General features: G+C 71.4%; 17 protein-coding genes and 1 pseudogene. 16 read left to right on the top strand and 2 right to left on the bottom strand.

Annotation, left to right across the window (positions count from 1 at the left end; genetic code table 11):
• Positions 1 to 529: 529 nt before the first annotated feature.
• The 9 genes and pseudogenes from ACGF15_RS00690 to ACGF15_RS00730 form a co-directional block, all read left to right on the top strand.
• Positions 530 to 1,097: pseudogene (locus ACGF15_RS00690) on the top strand (ATP-binding protein); the annotation flags it as partial.
• Between the two features lie 194 nt (positions 1,098 to 1,291).
• Positions 1,292 to 2,038, top strand: a complete 747-nt coding sequence (locus ACGF15_RS00695) for a BTAD domain-containing putative transcriptional regulator (protein WP_345608371.1) — start codon at positions 1,292 to 1,294, stop codon at positions 2,036 to 2,038.
• An 86-nt stretch (positions 2,039 to 2,124) separates the two neighbouring features.
• Complete coding sequence (locus ACGF15_RS00700) at positions 2,125 to 2,814, top strand: hypothetical protein (protein ID WP_345608373.1); 690 nt, start codon at positions 2,125 to 2,127, stop codon at positions 2,812 to 2,814.
• Between the two features lie 24 nt (positions 2,815 to 2,838).
• Positions 2,839 to 3,984 carry a hypothetical protein gene (locus ACGF15_RS00705; protein WP_345608375.1) on the top strand — a complete coding sequence of 382 codons (1,146 nt, stop codon included), beginning with the start codon at positions 2,839 to 2,841 and terminating at the stop codon, positions 3,982 to 3,984.
• Between the two features lie 76 nt (positions 3,985 to 4,060).
• Complete coding sequence (locus ACGF15_RS00710; RefSeq protein WP_392796452.1) at positions 4,061 to 5,866, top strand: hypothetical protein; 1,806 nt, start codon at positions 4,061 to 4,063, stop codon at positions 5,864 to 5,866.
• A gap of 12 nt (positions 5,867 to 5,878) precedes the next feature.
• Positions 5,879 to 7,369, top strand: coding sequence for a peptidoglycan-binding protein (locus tag ACGF15_RS00715; RefSeq protein WP_392796453.1), 1,491 nt, complete (start codon positions 5,879 to 5,881; stop codon positions 7,367 to 7,369).
• 40 nt (positions 7,370 to 7,409) lie between these two features.
• Positions 7,410 to 8,546, top strand: a complete 1,137-nt coding sequence (locus tag ACGF15_RS00720) for a hemopexin repeat-containing protein (RefSeq protein WP_392796454.1) — start codon at positions 7,410 to 7,412, stop codon at positions 8,544 to 8,546.
• Between the two features lie 45 nt (positions 8,547 to 8,591).
• The gene (locus tag ACGF15_RS00725; RefSeq protein ID WP_392796455.1) at positions 8,592 to 9,809 is read left to right on the top strand and encodes a DUF2235 domain-containing protein; all 1,218 of its coding nucleotides are present in this window, start codon (positions 8,592 to 8,594) and stop codon (positions 9,807 to 9,809) included.
• Positions 9,810 to 9,911: 102 nt separating this feature from the next.
• Positions 9,912 to 10,586, top strand: a complete 675-nt coding sequence (locus ACGF15_RS00730; protein WP_345608383.1) for a peptidoglycan DD-metalloendopeptidase family protein — start codon at positions 9,912 to 9,914, stop codon at positions 10,584 to 10,586.
• Positions 10,587 to 10,761: 175 nt separating this feature from the next.
• On the opposite strand, the gene ACGF15_RS00735 is transcribed toward ACGF15_RS00730, so the two are convergent.
• Positions 10,762 to 11,907: a tyrosine-type recombinase/integrase gene (locus ACGF15_RS00735; RefSeq protein WP_392796874.1), complete on the bottom strand. Its 1,146-nt coding sequence runs from the start codon at positions 11,905 to 11,907 to the stop codon at positions 10,762 to 10,764.
• Between ACGF15_RS00735 and ACGF15_RS00740 the strand changes: the two genes are divergently transcribed.
• On the top strand, positions 11,803 to 12,111 hold the full coding sequence (locus tag ACGF15_RS00740) for a hypothetical protein (protein WP_392796894.1): 309 nt from the start codon (positions 11,803 to 11,805) through the stop codon (positions 12,109 to 12,111). The two genes, ACGF15_RS00735 and ACGF15_RS00740, sit on opposite strands and share 105 nt — an antisense overlap.
• A gap of 45 nt (positions 12,112 to 12,156) precedes the next feature.
• A protein-coding gene (locus tag ACGF15_RS00745; protein WP_392796875.1) for an IS5 family transposase occupies positions 12,157 to 12,986 on the top strand; the annotation gives its coding sequence in 2 pieces (ribosomal slippage) (positions 12,157 to 12,498 and positions 12,501 to 12,986; 828 coding nt in all).
• Between the two features lie 587 nt (positions 12,987 to 13,573).
• On the opposite strand, the gene ACGF15_RS00750 is transcribed toward ACGF15_RS00745, so the two are convergent.
• A complete protein-coding gene (locus ACGF15_RS00750; protein ID WP_362607277.1) occupies positions 13,574 to 14,539 on the bottom strand; it encodes a helix-turn-helix transcriptional regulator in 966 nt (321 codons plus the stop codon).
• Positions 14,540 to 15,669: 1,130 nt separating this feature from the next.
• On the opposite strand from ACGF15_RS00750, the gene ACGF15_RS00755 reads away from it, so the two are divergent.
• From ACGF15_RS00755 to ACGF15_RS00775, 5 genes are all read left to right on the top strand, one after another.
• Positions 15,670 to 15,819, top strand: coding sequence for a hypothetical protein (locus tag ACGF15_RS00755; protein ID WP_345608387.1), 150 nt, complete (start codon positions 15,670 to 15,672; stop codon positions 15,817 to 15,819).
• Between the two features lie 325 nt (positions 15,820 to 16,144).
• Complete coding sequence (locus tag ACGF15_RS00760; RefSeq protein WP_345608389.1) at positions 16,145 to 16,375, top strand: MbtH family NRPS accessory protein; 231 nt, start codon at positions 16,145 to 16,147, stop codon at positions 16,373 to 16,375.
• Positions 16,376 to 16,397: 22 nt separating this feature from the next.
• Positions 16,398 to 18,167 (top strand): amino acid adenylation domain-containing protein, encoded by a 1,770-nt coding sequence (locus ACGF15_RS00765; RefSeq protein ID WP_392796456.1) that lies wholly within the window; start codon positions 16,398 to 16,400, stop codon positions 18,165 to 18,167.
• The gene (locus ACGF15_RS00770; protein ID WP_392796457.1) at positions 18,164 to 19,411 is read left to right on the top strand and encodes a cytochrome P450; all 1,248 of its coding nucleotides are present in this window, start codon (positions 18,164 to 18,166) and stop codon (positions 19,409 to 19,411) included. Before ACGF15_RS00765 ends, ACGF15_RS00770 begins: the two co-directional genes overlap by 4 nt.
• Positions 19,408 to 20,145 carry a thioesterase domain-containing protein gene (locus ACGF15_RS00775; protein WP_345608395.1) on the top strand — a complete coding sequence of 246 codons (738 nt, stop codon included), beginning with the start codon at positions 19,408 to 19,410 and terminating at the stop codon, positions 20,143 to 20,145. Before ACGF15_RS00770 ends, ACGF15_RS00775 begins: the two co-directional genes overlap by 4 nt.
• Positions 20,146 to 20,238: the final 93 nt, after the last annotated feature.

A 20,238-nucleotide genomic window follows, 5' to 3' on the forward strand; every position in this document is an offset into this window, starting at 1 on the left:
CAGCCGTGATCCCCTCAAGGACCTGCGCGGGCAGAACCTCGGCGTCCTGCACGACAGCGAGGCACATGAGCTCAGCTCGCAGCACGCCACCAGCACCGAGAGGGACGGTTCCCTGACGGGCTGCCGGGGCCTGCTGCCGCAGCGAGCCCCGCCGGGCTGGCGGCGTGTGCGGAGTGGCTTCGGATTGAATCGAGACACTGCCCAGGACGGTGTCTTCTCCTCCTCCGGGCATGGCCCCGCCCGGGCGGGAGGTACATGCAGAGAACGATGCACCGGCCCAGTGGACATTTGGCGCCCGCACCTGAGCGGGAGCCATCTATCTCGGCCGAGGTATCGGAGGACTGCCACCACCAGGCCACCGACGAGGAGACCAGCTGCGGACTCCGCTATAGAGGAAGGGGTGGAGTCACCCTGCGATCGGCCGGATGCCGCGTAACCGGCTCCGCCTGGGACAACGCCGAACACGTACTGCCAGCGAGGTGGCATCAACATGTCCATGCGACGTGCAGTGTACGGAAGAAGTTGAGCCTGCAACCTGGTCAACACGCTGCTCGCCCGCGGCCATGTCGAGGAGGACTGGTCGATCGCCGAGCAGTACGGCTTCGCCCCGCCCAATCCGTCGACGATCGTGCCGCCCGGCCCCTGCTCCGTCCGGGGCCGGCTGCTGCTCGCCGTCGGCCGTACCAAGAACGGCGTCAACGAACCGGAGACGGTCGAGAAGGCGTCGGCCGCCGGGGCCAGCACAACCCCGTGGTGGCCCCCTGAGCCGTCGACCTGGCCGCCGGGGACCTCGCCCGCGCTGCGCGGCTCGCCACCGACGCCCGCCGCCAGGCCGAGCGCTTCGGCACGGACACCGCCGTAGGCGGAGGCCCTGCGCTGCGCAGCCGCCCTGGAGACCGGCCGGCGCGCGGTCCAGCTCGCCGCACAGGCGGTCGCCCACCTGGCTTGCCTCGCCCTACCAGTACGAACACGCCGCAGCCCGCGTCGAGTACGGCATCGTCGCCCGCCCGGCCACCGATGTGAACCGCGGCCTCTCCCTGGCCCGCTCCTGCGGTGCGGACGGCCTGGCGGCACGAGCGGAGGAAGCCCTGCGCACCGTGGCCGTACCGGGCTGGAACCGACGAGACCGGGCCGTTGCCTCCGGTTCAGGGCCCCGGCCTGGACACCGACTTGACGATCCGGCTCGGGTTGCACAGCGCGATCGAAGCGGCGGATACTGAGGAAGGCGGCGGGGACCGGCCGACAGCGCTGTGCATGTCCTGAACCAGGCGATCATGTTGAAGACGCGATCATGGTGACTCCCCCTCCTCCCCGGCTTCGGTTGCTCGGTCGGTTCCAGCTGGAGTTCGGGACCGAGCCCGTCGAGCTGTGCCGCAACAGCCAGCGGCTCCTGGCGTTCATGGGCATACGGGAACGCGTCTCCCGCACGGTCCTCGCCGGCAGCCTGTGGCCAGAGGTCACCGAGCAGCACGCCCGCGGCAGCCTGCGCACCACCCTGTGGAAACTGCCGCGGGACGGCCCGCCCCTGATCCGGTGCTGCGGTGACTCGCTGGCGATCTCACCCACCCTGCAGGTGGACATCCACGGCTTCACCCGCACCGCCCTCGGCATCGTCGGACGCGGCAGCTCACCCGCCCGCCCCCAGCCTCCCCTGGAGGCGCTGATGTGCGACGACCTGCTGCCCGGCTGGGACGAGGACTGGGTGCTGGTCGAGCGGGAGCGCCTTCGGCAGCTGCGGCTGCACGCCCTCGACGCGCTGGCCGAGGCCCTGACCCGGGAGGGCCGGCCGGCCCTGGCCCTGGAGGCGGCATGGGCCGGGGTGCGGGCGGAACCGCTGCGCGAGAGCGCCCACCGGGCCGTCGTCTCCGTCCACCTCGCTGAAGGCAACCTGCACGAGGCGATCCGCCACTACTGCGCCTACCGCCGCTTGGTCCTCGACGAACTGGGCGTCGAACCGTCCCCACGGTTCACCCGCCTGCTCTCCGCGTTCCCCTCGCTGTCCCCTCCGGCCGGTAACGGCGGAGTGACGCCCGGCTGACGGCACATTCGTACCGTCGGAACAGCAGTGGCACGGCACCCGCCCGTACCCCTCGGGCAGACCGGGCCGGCCGCGGAGGAGGCATCATGTCCTGGCGAGTCGCCACCAGCCTGGAGACCCTCCGGCATCAGCTCGACGCCCGCTTCCCCGGCCGGAGCGTCGCCTCCGACGGCAGCATCGGGGACGCGGCACACCAGGCGCGCGGCAGCGCCAGCGACCACAACCCCTGGTACGGGCCCGGGATCGTCACCGCCCGTGACTTCACCCACGACCCGGCCCACGGCCTCGACATCCAGCAGTTGGCGGACCAACTGCTCGACAGCCGCGACCCACGGATCAAGTACGTCATCGCCAACCGCCGGATCGCCAACCGCCGCGACTGGCAATGGGCCCCGTACGCCGGGACCAACCCCCACGAGAAGCACGTCCACCTGTCGGTGGTGGCCGACCCGCAGTGCGACGACGCCGGCGACTGGAAGCTGCCCCTGCTGGGCGCGCCCTCCGACGGCGGGAACACCACCCCCGCCGGCGGCGACTTCATCACCTGGGGCACGGGGGTCAACGTACGGGCACAGCCTCGCCTCGACGCCCCCGTCGTCGGCCTCCTCCGGGGCCCGACACCCGTCACGGTGTCCTGCCAGACCAGGGGCGACATGGTCGACACCGCGGGCCACCGCAACGACGCCTGGTCGTACGTACCCGCACTCGGCGGCTACGTCTCCAACATCTTCATCGACCACCCGGCCTCCTGGCTGCCGGGTGTCGACCCGTGCTGACGACCGGTCGGAGCCGGGCTAGCCATGGCCAGCAGGACGGAACGCAGGTTCACACCGGGACGGGTGCGCGAGTGGTGGCGGGAGCGGCGGTCCTGGGAACTGAGCGAGGAGACCCGGGCCAGTATCCGCAAACTCAAGACCCTCATATCGGTGAGGGAGGGCCTGCCCGCGCTCACGGACGAGGCCCGCGCCGTGCTCGCGGCGGCCCACGACGAGCTGGACGCCGCCGAACGGATCGTCACCTTCAACGCCCACCACAGAAGCCCCCTCGGCTCCCACATCATGGCGGCGCACACCCACCTCAACGCGGCAGCCCTGCTGTGGCTGAAGTCGTTCCTCGCCTCGCCCCAGGAGGTCTCCCCTTATCTCCCCGGCCTGAGGGCGGCGGTCATCGAGCATCTCCCCGTCACCGACACGCGCCGCGAGTCCGTCGAGCGGCTCCGGACCATCTCGACCGCGGAAGAGGTCATCAGGCTGACGGAGGCGGTCGAAGCCGCCCAGTCGGTCGCCCTGCGCGAGAAGCTGCGCGCCGCCAGCTTCGTCCGCATCGTCTACTGCGTGGCCGGGTTCCTGATGATGCTCGCCGTCGGGGTGGCCGTGCTCACGGCCATCTGGCCACAGGCCGTGCCCCTGTGCTTCGACCCCACGCAGTCGGCCGACCCCACCGGACCTCCCACGAGTCCCGATTCGCCCGTCCCCTACCGCGTCGTCTGCCCCATCGGCACCGACGACGCACCCATGTCCCAGGACCTCGACGTCAACATCGGCGCGGTCACCACCTGGGGCGACTACATCGTCGTCCAGGTGATCGGACTCGTCGCCGCCGGTCTCGCCGCGGCCACCGCACTGCGCAAGATCAGGGGCACGTCGACGGCGTACCCGGTCCCGATCGCCCTGGCCCTGTTGAAGCTCCCCGCGGGAGCGCTCACCGCCGTCCTCGGTCTGCTCCTGATGCGCGGCGGCTTCGTGCCGGGCCTCAGCGCACTCGACTCCTCCGCCCAGATCATCGCCTGGGCCGTCGTCTTCGGCTACTCCCAGGAACTGTTCACCAAGTTCGTCGACCGACGGGGCCAGATGGTCCTGGACGCCGTACGAGGGCCGGCGAGCCCGCCCCAGGACACCGAGGGGCCGGGAAACCGCCGCCCGCCACCCGACCCGCTCGAAATCTGACCGCCCGGCCGCAGAAGGAGAAATGACCTCGGACCCGACCACGCCGGCAGCACACGACATGGAAAGGACCGGCACCATGCCAGTCGACTCCCAGCTCCAGACGTCGGGGGGCGTCACCCAGACACTCGTCGCCGCGCTCGACCAGATCCACTCGGCCATCACGGCCCGCATGGTGGGGCCCGACGGGAAGCCCTCCGGCACGGCCATCTACATGCACCTGCCCGTGGGTTACCCCATCGACCCCACCATGTACTCGTACCCCTGGACACCGGCCGGGGGCGCCACCTCGGCCGCCGTGACCAGTGACGGACGTTTCGCACCGGCCGCACCCGCCGCACCGGCGGCACCCGAGGCCACCACCCCCGCGGCCGCGCTGGCGGCCGCGCCCGCCCAGCCCGATCCGCAGTTTCAGCACGCGCTCCAGTCCGCCGCCTTCACCTCGAACCTGGTCGACGAGATGCTGATGGTCACCAGGAACGGCATCGCCAGCGCCTGGCCGAACCGCAAGGTCAGCGCCGCCTACAAGACCGCGCTCGTCGGCATGCAGGCCGAGGACGTGCCCCCGCCCAGCCCGGAGGTCCAGGCCCGGATCGACGCCGCGAAGAAGACGCTGTTCACCTTCGACGCCGAAGGCAACATGACCGGCTACTCGCGCAAGTACGAGATCTACAACAAGAACAGGAAGCTGTACGAGGACGCGGTCAGCGAGTTCGCCAACGCCTTCGCCGGCGCCACCATGAACCCCGCCGAGGGCCAGGTCTGGCCGGTCACCAGCGCGAAGTACAAGGGCGCCGTCGACCGGGCGAGGGCAGACCTGTACGCGATGGGGGGCCAGGAGGTGGAGGACGCCATCGCGACGACCCAGTCCGTCGGCAGCAGCGCCGCGGCCTTCTTCATCGCCCAGGCCCGCACCATGTTCGACGCCTACCAGCTGGGACTCGCCGGTTCCGTCGCGGTCGGCGTGCCCTACTCCTACATCGACCCCGTCTCGTGGTGGGACCGGGAGAACCAGGACTTCGGCGCCACCAAGATCAGCGTGGACTCGAGCACCACGCACGCCACTGCCGCGGACCACGCACAGTCCTTCGGGCGCAGCTTCTACGACAACAGCTCCTCGTCCACCTCGGGGAGGGCGGGCTTCGGCATCGGCTCCTTCGGCGCCTCCGCGAACGCCTCCCACAGCGAGAGCAGCGCCGTGTCCGGTACCCACACCGACAGTTCGTCGTGGTCGAGCTTCCGGGACGAGACGGCGAACGCCAGCGTGGAGTTCGAGTGGTTCATGGCCACCATCCGCCGCCCTTGGCTGCTGGGCGACCTGTTCCACATGGACGGCTGGCACGTCGTCGGCAAGCCGAAGGGGTGCATCAGCGACGGCACCGTCGAGGGCCAGATACCGCCCGCCGGTGAGGACAAGCTGCTGCCGATGATCCCCAAGGGGTTCGTCGTCGTCCGCAACGTGACGATCTCGGCCGACGACTGGGGAGCGGCCGGTGACGCGTTCGAGAAGGCCGTCGCCGACTCCCGCTCCGACACCAGTTCCAGCTCCACCAGCTTCGGCGGCTCCGTCGGCTACCTCGGCCTCGGCGGCTCCGTCCAGCACAGCGAGTCCGAGTCCCACGGCGTCTTCGAGTCCGGCGGCAGCAGCGACCACGGCTGGACCTTCCACCGGGAGGGCCGGCGGGGCATGCTGGAGATCCGCGGGGCGCAGATCGTGGGCTGGGTCGGGGAGATCACGCCGCTGGCCCCCAAGACGGAAGCCCGGCAGACCGGCACGGCCGCAGGGAACGGGAGCGCCGCCGAACCCGCCCCCGCCCCGGCCGCGACGCCCGCGGCACCGCAACCCGCCGCCGGTCCCCAGCCACCAGCGGCTCCGACCACCTGAGGGACGTGCCTCATGACCGCCGACGATGACCTGCTGGTCGCGCTGGGCCGGCAGGTCCTCGCCCAGTTGCTGCGCACCTATGTCACCTCCGGCAGCGGCAACTTCGCGCTCGCCGTCCTGCCGGGCCAGGCCGTGGACGACGACATGGTCCAGGAAGGGGTGGTCAACCCGCTGCTCGTCTCCGAATGGCTGAGGGCCGACTACGACTTCCCGCTGCTGCTGAGGCTAAGCGACTGCACACCCGTTCCGGCCGCGCTGGGCACCGGCATCTCCGCCTCGTCCATCTACACCCTCATCGCCCAGTACGGCCGCCCCGTCGCCGCCCCCGACACGGACGCCGGGATGCGCGTGCGCGACCTGTTCATCCTCGCCAAGGCGGACCTGGGCCCCAACCCCGGTGCGCTGCCCCTGGGCATCGAACCCGACGACTGGGCCGCCCCCACCGGGGCGGTGCACTGGAAGACCGTCGACACCACCGCCACGTCGACCGCCACCTCGCCACCGGCGGGGAATACGGGCGAGACCGCACTGCCGAAGGCCAACCCTGCGCTGTGGAAGCTGCGCTCGCGGCACTGGGCGCAGGCCGTCCAGGGGACCCCGCGCAGCGCACTGCTGGCACTCGTCGCCGACCGCGCCACCGCCTTGCAGGACGCCGTGGCCACGGGTGAGGGCACGGCCCTGGCCCCCTCCGAGGTGGTCACCGCCAGGGAACACGCGGCCCTGAGCGACACGGCGCTCACCATGCTGCCCACCCTGCGTCCAACCGCCTTCACGGCAGGACCGGAGCCGGCCCCCGAGCCGTCGGCCACGACCACGCCGACGAGCGGCGGCGAACTGCACGTCCACTTCGAGCACACCCTGGTGCGCATGGTGCGCCGCCTCGCGGGCACGCCGTGGTGGCACCCCGAACTGATCGAGGACCCCGGCTGGTACCTGCCCGGGATGCGCCGCGGCCAGCTGGTTCCGGCACCCCCCGAGGGGGGTACCGCCCACTGCCTGCCGCAGGCCCTCCTGCTGGTACGGGACGTGCGCATCACCGGCAGCTGGACGGCCGAGGCCCATGCCGCGCTCGACTCCGCCGCACCGGCCTTCGGCCCGTTCCTCCTGCATCCGGGCACCGGCTCACCGGCGACCGCCGACGGCTCGGGCACCACGACCGTGCTCGGCCTCGGCACCCAGGTCATCGGCATCCTCGGCACACCGATGCCCGCGCTGCCGCCGACCGACGACCCCGGCAAGCCGCCTCCTCCCTCGTACGAGCCCTTCCCCGGTGCGGCATGGTTCCGGAGCGCACCGCGGAGCCCGGTGATCCACATAATGGGCCGACGGCTGGTCGAGGAGCACTGCTCCGCCTACCTGGAGGCACCCGGACCCCAGTGGACCGAGGCCGACCGAGCGTCGTTCGCCAAGTGGCAGCACAAGCTCGGCTACCGCGGCACCGACGCCGACGGCATACCGGGCCCGGCCTCCTGGAACGCCCTACGCGTGCCCCGCGCCGCGTGAACCGGCCGCCGAAGCGGCCCGACCGGCAAGGAGAGACCTCATGGCACCCCTGACCATCTCCTGTTTCTCCTGGGCGGGCGAGGCTGCCGTCTTCGACTGGACGGCGAACGCCGTCACCGCGCGGCAGCCCCTCGCCGCCCTCTGGCACGGCCTGCCGGCGGGCTTCGAAGCCGGCGTCGACACCGCGGTGGACCTGGGAACAGGGAAGCTGTACGTGTTCCGTGGCCCGGACTACGCACGCATCCCGACGGACACCGGCCACATGGACGAGGGATATCCACGGCCCATCGCGGGCATGTGGCCCGGCCTCGCCTTCGACACCCTCGACGCGGCCATGAACTGGGGAGACGGCAAGGTCTACTTCTTCCGCGGCCCCCGCTACTGCCGCTACGACATCGCCGCGGACCGGCAGGACCCCGGCCACCCCAAGGACATCGCGGCCGGATGGCGGGGCGTCGACCCGGCCTGGTCCGCGGACGGCGTCGACGCGGCGGTCAACACCGGCACCGGACGCGCGTACCTGTTCCAAGGCGAGGATTACGTGGCGCTCGACTGGCACACCAAGTCGCAGCTCCCCGGCTATCCGCTGCGCATCGCCGATCAGTGGCCCGGCCTTCCGGGGCGCGTGGAGGCGGCGTGGTCGCACGCCCCCGCCGTGCCCGCCGTCGGCCGAGGTACGGTCACAGCCGCGGACTTCCACCGCCGCTACCGTCCCTTTGCCGAAGCCGGCGAGGCACAGCTCGGTGTGCCTGTCCTGGTGACCCTCGCCCAGGCCGCCCTGGAGTCCGACTGGGGACGCAGCGCCCCGGGCAACAACTTCTTCGGGGTCAAGGCGAAGGCGACCGACCCGGAGGAGACCCGGCAGTTGCTGCGCACCCGGGAGGTGCTGCGGCGCCCGGACGCCGTCTTCCCGGAGGTCATCTCGGTCACGCCGCGGCCGGACGGCCGGTACGGGTACGTCGTGCGGGACTGGTTCCGCACCTACCCGTCCCCGCAGGAGTCCTTCACCCACCACGCCCGGTTCCTGCGGGACAACCCCCGCTACCGGGCCGCCTTCGACCACACCGGTGACCCCTACGCCTTCGCCCGGGAGGTGGCCGCCGCCGGGTATGCGACCGACCCCCGTTACGCCGACGTCCTCACGGCGCGCATGCGCCAGATCGAGGCGAGCCGCTGACCCCCGCGACAGGCCGGGCCCCACGCCCACGAGGAGGAGTTCGTCATGGCCAAACGACTGATCGTCTGCTGCGACGGCACCTGGAACTTCGCCGATCAGCCGAGCAGGACGAACGTGACCAAGGTCGCCCTGTCCGTGCTCCCGCGGTCCGCCGCCGGCACGGAACAGCGGGTCTGCTATCACCGGGGCGTCGGCACCCGGCGCGGCGAGCGACTGCGGGGCGGCGCCTTCGGCGTGGGGCTGTCACGGAACGTCACGGACGCCTACCGGTTCCTCGTAGGCGCCTACGAACCCGGCGACGAACTGTTCCTCTTCGGCTTCAGCCGGGGCGCGTTCACCGTGCGCAGCCTGACGGGGCTGGTCCGCAACAGCGGGATCCTGCGGCCGGAGCACGTCGACCGGATGGGCGAGGCGTGGTCCCTGTACCGCGACCGGATCGAGCAGCCGAACGGCGCGGCGTCCACGTTGTTCCGCCGCTCCTACGCACGCGAGGCGGGGATCCGGTTCATCGGGGTGTGGGACACCGTCGGCGCCCTGGGCATCCCCGTACCGGACGCGGCCCTGCTCCGGCCGGTGGTGACCCGGTTCAACCGCCGCTGGGCCTTCCACGACACCGAGCTGAGCACCTCGGTCGAGGGCGCCTTCCACGCTGTGGCCGTCGACGAGAAGCGGTCGGCGTTCCGGCCGACGCTGTGGCACCAGCGGCCCGGCGCCGCCTGGCAGGGCCAGGAACTGAAGCAGGTGTGGTTCGCCGGGGTGCACAGCGATGTCGGCGGCGGGTACGAGGAGACGGGGCTGTCCGACATCGCGCTGCTGTGGATGGTCGACCAGGCCCGTCGCTACGGCCTGGAGTTCGACGACGTGGTCGGCGCGGCCGGGCCGCCGGTGATGAGCCCCCAGACCAGTGCCGCCTTCCGGGTCCGACCGGACGCCTCCGGAAGGCTCCACGAGTCCCGGACAGGCGCCTACCACCTGGCCAGGGCCCATCACCGGCCGCTGGGCCGGGCCGTGAACGACCGGAACGAGCCCGACGGGAACGAGTTCCTGGCGGTACCGGCCAAGGAGCGCTACGACCGTGACGACCGCTACCGGCCGCCGGAACTCGCGCGCCGCCTCACCGCTCAGGACCGGCTCCGGCTGGAGCCCGTCCTGCTGCCCGACCTGGCGGCCGGCCTGCCGCCGATGCCGCCCGCGGCGTCCCCGCCGGGCCCGCCTCGGGGAGCCGGGGACACCCTGCACCGGGGGCCGGAACGGGAGGGGTGACCGTGTGGTGACGCCGCGCTGACGCCGCTTGCGTAGCGTGGGAGCGACACGCGGGGGCGCACTCCGCCACCGTCCCCGGACCCGTCGAGGGAAAGCCTGGTCATGGTCGCTGTGTCCGACGTCCGGCTCGGCCTGCGCAACGAGGACGTGCGTCTCGTGCAGCACGCGCTGATCAGCCGCGGCCGCGACATCCCCGACGGCGCCACCGGGTTCTTCGGCGAGCAGACCCGGGCCGCCTACCGTGCCGAGCAGCTCGCCCAAGGGTACGAGGGGGCCGATGCCGACGGCATCCCGGGCCGGGCGTCCCTGGCCGAACTGGGCCGCCTCACCGGCCTGTTCCAGCTCGATGCCGAGGCAGCGGGCGCCTCCGGCGCGGGCCGGGTGGCCTCGCCCGTGCCGGGACACCGGGTCTCCTTCGAGTTCTACGCACCCGGCAACTACGCCTGGCGGCCGGACGGCCGAGGCCGGCACACCGGACAGGACTACGCCGCCAGGGCCGGGGAGCCCGTGGTCGCCGTCCGCGGCGGCACCATCGCCTGGTCGAACGGCAACGGCGGCGCGTACGGCCAGTGGATCGGGCTGGCCGCGGACAACAGCCACGTCTACACCTACTGCCATCTGTCGCGGCGCCACGTCGAGGCCGGCCAGAGGGTCACGGCCGGGCAGCGGCTCGGCGCCGTGGGCAGCACCGGCAACTCCACCGGACCGCATCTGCACTTTGAGATGTCCAAGGGCCCGACGTGGGCGTACGGCAAGGTGGCCAAGCCCAGCTGGTGAACACCGCTCAGCTGGATCAACGCCCACAGCAGGGCCTCACCGGCGTGCGGGACATCCTCACCACGACAGGAACCCAAAGCGGCTGCACGGCAGACTGCCTCGCTGTCAGCACGTGCGTCAAGCTTGCGGTGGCCCGCTGTACTCGAAGAACCTGCCGTTCCATCAAATCCGGGAATCAGGCTGCTTCCCAGAGGTCGGCGTCCAGGATCCGGGCGGCCTTGGTGATGCCGCCCGGCATCAGGTGCCGGTAGGTGCGGTACGTCTCCTCGATCGACTTGTGCCCCATCCACTCGGCCACGTCGGTGATCGGGATGCCTCTGCCCAGCGCGTTGCAGGCGAAGTAGTGCCGGAAGCCGTACATCCGCGTCCCGTCCACGACGGGCAGGTTCTCGAGGAGCGTGCGGACGCGTCGGCGTTCCATCGGCTCCGTGGAGTATCCGCTCGGCCCCCGCAGCAGGTACCCCTCCTTCGTCGTGCCGTGTTTCTCCTCGTAGCGTTCGATCGCCTCCCGTACCGATCGGGGCAGCGGAACCTCCCGGAAGTCCCCCACCTTGCGGTGCTTCAGCTTTGCCGGCCGGTGCGTGGTGGAGTGGACCTGCTCATGCACCCGGTGTACGTCGTCCGCCACGACGTTGTTCATGTTCACGGCCCGGGCTCCGCCGTTGCGTAGTCCGCACCCCGCCGTCATCACGATCTCCAGGGCAAGGTCGTCACCCGCGGCAGCCAGAGCCTGCTCCGGATAGGCCAGGTCCGGAACGACCACCCTCTGGCGCACGTACTCCGGCTCCTGCACTCCCTTGATCGGGTCATCCGCCATCGCGCCCTTGTCGTAGGCGTCCCGCAGAATCGCCTTGAGGGTACGCAGAATGTTGACCTGGTTGCCGCGGCCGACCCCGTCCGCCTCCAACTCGTCCAGGAAGCGCTCCACCACGATGGGGGTTACGGATATCAGCTTCCGTGAGCCCAGGCGCGGAACGATATGGACGTTGATGAAGCTGCTGACGTGCCCGCCCGTGGAGTATTCGGTCATCCGGCGCTGGCGGGGCAGCCACTGTTTCGAGTATTCCGCGACCGTCTTCTGACCCAGTTCCCGGCGCGCTTCCGCGACCGATGGCGCCGTGCGCTTCTTCTCCGTATAGATGTCGACGTGGCGGGCGGGCCCGCGGGAGGAGCGGACATCACACCCCTGCGCGGGGCGGCCAGTAGTCTGATCCGCATGGCAGGCCAGTGGGACGAAGACGGAGACACGGGCGTTCCCTCTCCCGGAGAGGGCGTAGCCGACCAGGAACGCGGCTACTGGGACAACCGGCGGCTCATCCAGGAGCTGGACGACGACGAGGCGGGCCGGCGGGAGCGGCGCCGGCTGCGGGTGCGGGAGCGGAAGATGCACCTGCGGGTCCGCATGCACCGCTACGCGCGTCAGCAGGACCAAGGTCCGCTGCCGGGCGATATGGTGTTCCCTCCGCCGCCCGGAGACGGGGACCCGTACGGATACGGCACCGAGGACTCCGGCGGTGATCGCTAGAGCCTGTCGTCAAAGTGATCTTGGATTGTGGATCATGGTGTGGTGATACGTCGCCATGAACTGTCCGATGCCGAGTGGGACCTGATACGCCCGTTGCTGCCCCGGCCCACGCTGGGGCGGCCCCGGCTGGACGACCGGATGGTCCTGAACGGGATCGTGTGGAAGTTCCGCACCGGCGTCCCCTGGCGGGACGTCCCCGAACGGTACGGTCCGTGGACCAGCCTCCACACCCGCTTCCGCCGCTGGGCGGCGGACGGCACGTTCGACCGGATGCTCCAGGCCGCCCAGGCCAAGGCCGACGCCACGGGTGACATCGACTGGCTGGTGTCGGTCGACTCCACCATCGTCCGCGCCCACCAGCACGCCGCCGGGGCCCGAAAAGGGGGCGCCAAAGCCCGGCCCTCGGCCGGTCCCGAGGCGGCCTGACCAGCAAGATCCACCTCGCCTGCGACGCGGTCGGCCGCCCGCTCGCGTTCGTCCTGACCGGCGGGAACACCAACGACTGCACCCAGTTCACCACGCTGATGGACGCCATCCGGGTGCCCCGGACCGGACCGGGCCGGCCCCGCACCAGGCCCGGTCACGTCATCGGCGACAAGGGCTACAGCTCGAAAGCGATCCGCACCTGGCTGCGGCGCCGCGGCATCGGGCACACCATCCCCGAACGGGCCGACCAGGTCCGCAACCGGGCCCGCAAGGGCAGCCTCGGCGGCCGCCCTCCGGCCTTCGACAAGGAGATCTACAAGCACCGCAACGTCGTGGAGCGGTGCTTCAACCGCTTGAAGCAGTGGCGCGGCATCGCCACCCGCTACGACAAGACCGCCCAGTCCTACAAAGCAGCCGTCACCCTCGCATCGATCCTGATGTGGGCCTGACGCTTTGACGACAGGCTCTAGCAGGCACGGCAGCCGGCTTCGAGCCTGCCGCCTTCCGCCTGCCGCCTGGCCGGTGAGTGCCCGCCCGAGGCTCCGCGTCCTGACGCCCCGTCCGCGCCGGACGTCTCCGGCTGCCGGTCCCTGCCCGGGACCGTCCCACGACGCACGCGCGGCCCGCGCGCACGGTGTGATGCCCCTGGCGAAGTCCGGCGCTCTCCTGGCCGGTCGTTGCGGGCCCGCTCGCGTCGTCACGGTCCGCGCGACGCCTCCCCTTCCGCCACGTCGCCGGACGGACTCCGGGGTCGGCGGCCACCCGCTCGCCCGTCGCACCGGCCCCCGCGGGGCACACCGGCCCCCGGTGCCGCCCGATCGCGCGGCCGGGGGCCCAGCCCGTTCGGTGAGACACCGCCGACGCGGGAGCAGGGAGATACCGACACACGACGGAGCCTCCGGCCTCGCCCCGGGGCGCCGGTACATGACGGTCCCCCAGCCCCTGGCACAAAGCTGCCGTGCCTGGTTCCTGCCACCCGTATGCCTCTCCCCGCCCCCCGATTCATGGAAGGCTGGCAGGGCCGAGGCGAGCCGGGCTACAGCAGTCTCATCTCGGCCGCTCGTTGCCCCAACTGGAAGCGGCTCTGGGCGCCGAGGAGTTCGGAGACCTTGGTGACCATACGCCGTTCCGTACGGATGGACACGCCGAGCTTGCGGGCCACGCCCTCGTCGGTGAGTCCTTGGGCCAGCAGCCTCAGGAGTTCCTGTTCCTGGGGCGACAGCCCGTCGCCCGTCGGTGCGGCCGCTGTTCCCAGCGGAACAGCTGTCGCCCACACCATGTCGAACAGAGCACACAGCACGGACACCACCGCGGGTTCCTCCACGAGGAGCGCGCCCTGGGCGGAGTCCTCGAGCTGGAGGGGGATGAGTGCCGCTCTGCGATCCACGATCTGCATACGGAAGGGGAGGTGGGCGACCGTGCGGATGGCCGCGCCCTGAGCGGCGAGCCAGGTGGAGTGCTCCACCGACCCGACGTCGTTGCGGATGCTCTCCAGGTAGACCGTCTTGACCGAGACCGAGCGTGTCAGCAGATCCTGCACAAGGGGTCGGCTGGCTGTCCGGTTGGCCTCGGTCTGGGGCCCGCCGGGTGCGAAGGCCAGCGACTCCTGCCGGGTCTCCGACGCAAGTCTTTCGAGGCAGTCGCGGACCGACACCAGGTCCGTGAGCCGCTCCATGCCGGAGCCCCGCGCACCGGCATACTCCGTCATGTAGTCATCGATGAGCGAGGCCATCCGCGCGCGGGCCTCGTCCAGTGCCTTCTGCTGGCCGGCGATCTCGGCCTGCCGCTTCGCCCACAGCGCCTGGAACCCCAGGTGCGGACTGACGGGGCGGGCACTGCCGACCGCGTCCCACGAGGCATTGATCAGAGCCAGATCGGCCAGCTTGTCCAATGCGTCCCGGGCTTGGTCCTCCGTCAGGTTCAGCTTCGCGCACAGCGCCGCTATGCCGATGCCCGGGCTGCGCAGCATCTCCCGGTAGACGGTGTCGGTGGCATCTCCCACTTCCCACGTGTGGAGCACATCTCTCCTAGCTGAATGAGTCCGATGTTCGTGCTGGTTGCGACTATGTCGAGGACGCCCGCCGGTCAGTGGCCCCAACAGACCTGGACACCGCTCTGGCGGCACTGTACGTCTTCGCCGGCACCCGTGCGGCACCCTGCTGCCGGATCGGGCAGCCCCCGAAACCTGCTTGCCCGGGCGCCGCAGGGCCGCTCACCGGCCGCGCGATCGAGGCACCGTCCGCCAGGTGCCGTCCTGGAGCCCTGGCCTGCGGCTGGACGCCCGCGCTCCGCGGCCCGGAACGGCCTCCCGATGCAGCGGCAAAACCGGAAGGGACGAGCCCGGGACCGGAAGGGACGAGCCGGACCTGGAAGGGACGTCCGGAGAGGACGGGCCGGACCGCAGGGGCCGGATGCAGGCGCTCCGGAAGCGGCCCGAAGCCGCCATCGGCACCCTCGACGTCCGGCCCGGCCCCGAACGGCCGGGAGGCAGGCCCGCCCCACGTCCTCCCGCCCCGGAAACCGGCTGTCCGGCTGTCCGGCTGTGACTCCGGCGGCACAGCCGGACGGCCGTCGTCCCGATCCCGTGGTCACCGATCCACGCCCACTGAAGACATCGGGCCCTCGCGTCCCGCATGCGTACGGGTGCGGGGCCCGAAACTCATCCCGAAAGGGTGGCACCGTTGTTTCTGATAGCTGCCTCGTGGTCCTCCCCTCCTCCTCTGCCGCCGACGGCGGAGGAGAAGCTGAGGAACGCCCTCCTGCAGCATGACGGCAGCCATGGCCGGCTGCAGCACGTACGTCTGCACATGAGCAGGGGGGGTGCCCGGGGCGTCCTCTTCGTCTCGGCGCAGGACTCCGCGGCCGCGGAGTCCCATGTCCGCGCGCTGTGGGCCGCCGTCGCCCGTTCCGGAGGGCCGGTCGGCGGTTGGCGGCTCCTGCAGTGCACTCCCCTGCCTCTTGGCGGAGCCCGCCCCCCGCGGTAGCCGGCCGGTCTTCCGGTGCAGGCATGAAACTGCCAGGAGCAGAATGTGCCAGGCAGAAAGCTTGTTCCCGCTCGCCCGGTTCGGTGAAGATCAATGCATCGACCAGACAAACTCGGCTGTCAAGGCCGAGAGGGGGAGGGAAAGAAACATGGAGCGTTTCAAGAAGGCGATTCTCTGTGTCGTGTGCGCACTGCCTTTGATGTTCGCCGCAGGAGTGGCTGCGGAACAGTCCGCACACACGCGGACGTCGGCCCAGGAATCCGGCAGCGCCATGGCCCCGGACCTCGGGTGGCAGTGACCCGCCCACGCTCCCCCGCCGCACGTCTGCTCGCCGGGTTCCACGGCATCGACGTGCACTGACACTCCTGTACAGCTCCGGGGCCGGCATCGGCGCAGGCAGTTGCGCACCGGCCTGCGCGACCGGTGACGGGTGCACCCGCCCGAACGGCCCGGACCTGCCCGGCGCACACCGCCACGGGCCTCTTTCACAGGAACCCCATTTCCTTACGACCGCCGCAGGATCCGACGCACCGGGAGATGCGCGCGGGACGTACCGCTGCGGACATCTCGATCTCCGCGAATCCCCGAGTTGCGGACCTCGCAGAATCACAAGGTGGAAAAACATGCATGAGACGGCCGCCGAGGCGACTGCCGAAGGTGCGGTGCCGGAGAACGGCTCGCAATACAGCGTGGTCCGTAACCACGAGGGTCAGTATTCGGTCTGGCGAGTCGGCGAGCCCGTGCCGGGGGGCTGGCAGGAGGTGGGCGAAGCCGTCTCGCGCGAGCAGGCCCTGGCCCGGATCGAAGAAGCATGGCTTGACCTGTGCCCGCTGAGCCTGCGCTCGGCTCGCTGAGAACCAAGGGAGACTAGCAGTGGTGCAACATCAGCTCATCCACGAGTGGGTTGCGGGCGCGGCCGCGGAGGACCCGGACGCCGTCGCGGTCACCGCGGGCAGCACCGAACTCACCTACGGCGCCCTGCACGCCGAGGCGACCGCGCTGGCCGCGGTGCTGCGGGCGCGCGGCGTCACGGTCGGCTCGCGGGTGGTCGTCGCGGTGCCGCGGTCCACCGACTTCGTGGTCGCGGCCCTGGCGGTGCTCAAGGCCGGTGGCGCGTACGTGCCGATCGACCCGGAGTACCCGGTGCAGCGGCAGCAGCTCATCCTGGCCGACTCCGGCGCGGCACTCATCGTCACCGCCGGCACGGCAGGCCCCGGGGGGTACCCCGAGGTCGACATGCGCACCGTGCTGGAGGCCGGTGGCGCGTCCGCCGGGGCCGGGGCGCCGGAACCGGACATCCGTCCCGGCGACCTCGCGTACATCGTGTACACCTCCGGATCGACCGGCACCCCCAAGGGTGTCTGCGTCACACATGCCGCGGTCACCGACCTGATCGGATCGGACCCCCGGCTGGCCGTCGCCCGGGGCGAGGTGGTCGCGCATCTGGCCCCGACCGCCTTCGACGCCGCGACGTTCGAGATCTGGTCGGCGCTGGCCCGGGGCGCCACCGTCGCCGCCCTCGGCAAGGACGAGATCTCCGTCGCGGAGCTGGGCCGGACCCTGCGTGCGGTCCGACCCGACTGGCTGTTCCTCACCACCGGCCTGTTCCACCTGCTCGTCGACCACGACGTCGACATGTTCGGCTCCGTCGGTACGGTGCTGACGGGCGGCGACGTGCTCTCTCCCCAACACGTCCGGGCTGCGGCCGGGTTGGTGAAGCGGGGCCTGTACGCCGCGTACGGGCCGACGGAGACGACCGTCTTCGCCACACTGCACCGGGTCGATCCGGCACGGCCCTACGAGCGTGTGCCGATCGGCCGGGTCCTGGACAACAAGACCCTGTCCATCCTCGACGAGGAGCTCCGCGAGGTGGCACCCGGCGAGGTCGGCGAGATCTGCCTGGGCGGCAACGGCCTGGCCCGCTGCTACCACAACCGGGCGGCACTGACGGCGGATCGCTTCGTGCCCGACCCGAAGCCACCGGTTCCGGGCGGCCGCCTCTACCGGACCGGCGACCTCGGCCGGCTGCTCCCGGACGGTGAGGTCGAGTTCATCGGGCGCACGGACCGCCAGGTGAAGGTGCGCGGATTCCGTGTCGAGCTCGGCGAGATCGAAGCCGCCCTGTCGGCGCACGAGGCGATCGGCGCGGTGGCGGTGCTGGCCGTCGGCGACGACGAGAACAGCAAGCGCCTCGTGGCGTACGTGTCGCCCGCGGGCCGGTCCGTACTGAGCACCGCGGCGCTCAGGCGCTGGGTCGGCGGCGCCCTTCCCGACTATCTCGCCCCCTCGCACTACGTGCTCCTCGAGACCCTGCCGCTCGACCCCAACGGCAAGGTCGACCGCAAGGCCCTGCCCCGCCCGTGGTCCACCCGCGCGGACTTCGACCTGCCCGAGCCGGTCCCGCCCCGTACCGAGACCGAGCGGCTGGTCACCCAGGTGATGGCCGACGTACTCGGACTGGACGAAGTGGGCACCGAGGACGACTTCTACGCCCTCGGCGGGGACTCCCTGCGCAGCGTCCGGATGCTGGAGCACCTGCGGGCCCTGGGAATCACCATCAGCTCGCGGGACTTCCTGCGCCGGCCCACCGTCCAGGGCCTCACCGGACTCGTCGACGAGCTGCAGCCGGTCGGGGGCAGGGCATGAGGATCACGAGTCCCGACCGCGACGCCCGGGTCCCGCTGGCCGGCGTCGACCTCTACGATCCGGTGCCCTACCGCGACGCATGCCAGCACACCCTGTGGCAGACCCTGCGCGAAGAGGCCCCCGTCTGGTGGCAGAAGGCCCCCAACGGGACCGGGTTCTGGAACTTCACCCGTCACGCCGACGTCGATCAGCTCCTCAAGGACCACCGCAGGTTCAGCTCCGAGGACGGCACGATCCTCAGCTCCGTCGGCGTCGGCGACGCCGCGACGGGCAAGACCATGACCGTCACCGACCCTCCCCGCCATGCGCAGCTGCGCAACCCGGTGATGCAGAAACTGGGCCGGGCGATGATCCGCCGCTGCACCGAGCAGCTCAGGGCCGAGGTCGGCGGGGTCGTGGCCCCCCTGCTGGCGGACCGCAAGGGCGACTTCGTCGGGCTGATGCACAGGCTGCCGATGGCGATGCTCGCCCCGATGATGGGCATCCCCGAGGAGCTGCGCGAGGAGATCGCGCACTGGTCGGCCGTGAGCATCGCGCCCGACGAGCCCGGTCTGACCGGTGGGCTCGACGCGCACACGGCGGCGCGGGAAGCGCACGTGCACCTGCTGGACCTGTTCGGCGCGGCGATCAGGATGCGGGCCGGCGACCCGGGCGACGACGTGATGACGGCGCTGACCGGGCTGCTCCTGGACGGCGAGCCGCTGACCGAGTGGCATGTGGCACTCAACTACTACAGCCTGATGATGGGTGCGCACGCCACCACCCCGCACGTGGCCGGCCACATCGTGACCGCTCTCGTGGAGCGGCCGCACCTGTGGTCGCAGGTGCGCGCCGACCCCTCCCTGATCCCCGCCCTGGTCGACGAGGGCACCCGCTGGACATCGCCGACCCACCACCTGGTGCGCCGGGCCGATGTGGACACCGAGCTCGGTGGCCAGGCCGTCCGCAAGGGCGACTGGCTGTGCGGCTGGGTCGGTTCGGCGAACCGGGACCACGCCGTGTGGGACGACCCGTACGAGTTCCGGATCGACCGGGGCAGCAACCCGCACCTCGGGTTCGGCGTCGGGCCGCACTACTGCATCGGCGCGCTGGTGTCCCGGGCCGCGCTGACGGTGCTGTTCGAGATCCTCGCGGAACACGTCGAGCGGTTCGAGCTCCCCGAGGAGCCCAGGCACCTGACCTCGAACTGGATCAACGGCATGGCCCGGATGGACGTGGTGCTCCACCTCGGTGAGCGGTCATGACCCGCTGGACCCTGCAGCCGGTCCCGGACGACGGTGACTTCCTGGTCTTCGGTCTGCCGTACGCGGGCACCGGGGCCTCCTCCTTCAGGGCATGGCCGCGACAGCTCGGCAGGGGGCGGTTCTGCGCCGTGCAGCCGCCGGGACGCGAGAACCGCTTCGGCGAGGACACGGTCACCAGCCACCAGGAGTTCGCCGAAGGCCTGGTCGCGGAGATCGCCGACCGGCTGGACCGGCCGTACGCACTGATCGGGCACTGCGGTGCGGTTCCGTTCCTGCTGCAGACCGCGGCGCACCTGGAGCGGCGGGGACTGCCGGCTCCCCGGCGGCTGTTCGCCTCCGGGTGGGGGGCTCCGCACAGGGGCCTGTACGGCAGGCTGAACTTCGTCGACCTGGCCGAGGTCGACATGGTGGCCGAGATCGAGGACCGGTGCGCGGCCCTGGGGCAGCAGCTGCCCCGAGAGTTCGTCGAGATCGCCGCGGACACCATGCTCGCCGATCTGCGGGTACAGCGCGGCTACCGGGCGGAGGCGCTGCCGAGCCGGGACGTCCCCGTCTCGGTGATCGGCTGGACCGAGGACGACGTCGTCCCGCAGGCCGAGGTGTGGCCCGGCTGGGAGGACTGTGCCACGGCCACGTTCCACGTCCTCGAGGGCGACCACTGGGAGTTCCTCCGCTTCCCGAGTGCGCTGGGCGACCTCGTCGAGCAGGAGATGTCCGTCGCGAGCAGCGCCTGAGGTTCAGCGTCACAGGCCGTGGAGCCGGCCCGGCGGACCGGGCGGGACGGCCTTGTCGAACCGCCCGGTCCGCACGGCCGTACTCGTCCCGCG

The sequence above is a fragment of the Streptomyces sp. NPDC048001 genome, assembly GCF_043203115.1.
Taxonomy (GTDB): Bacteria; Actinomycetota; Actinomycetes; order Streptomycetales; family Streptomycetaceae; genus Streptomyces; species Streptomyces sanyensis.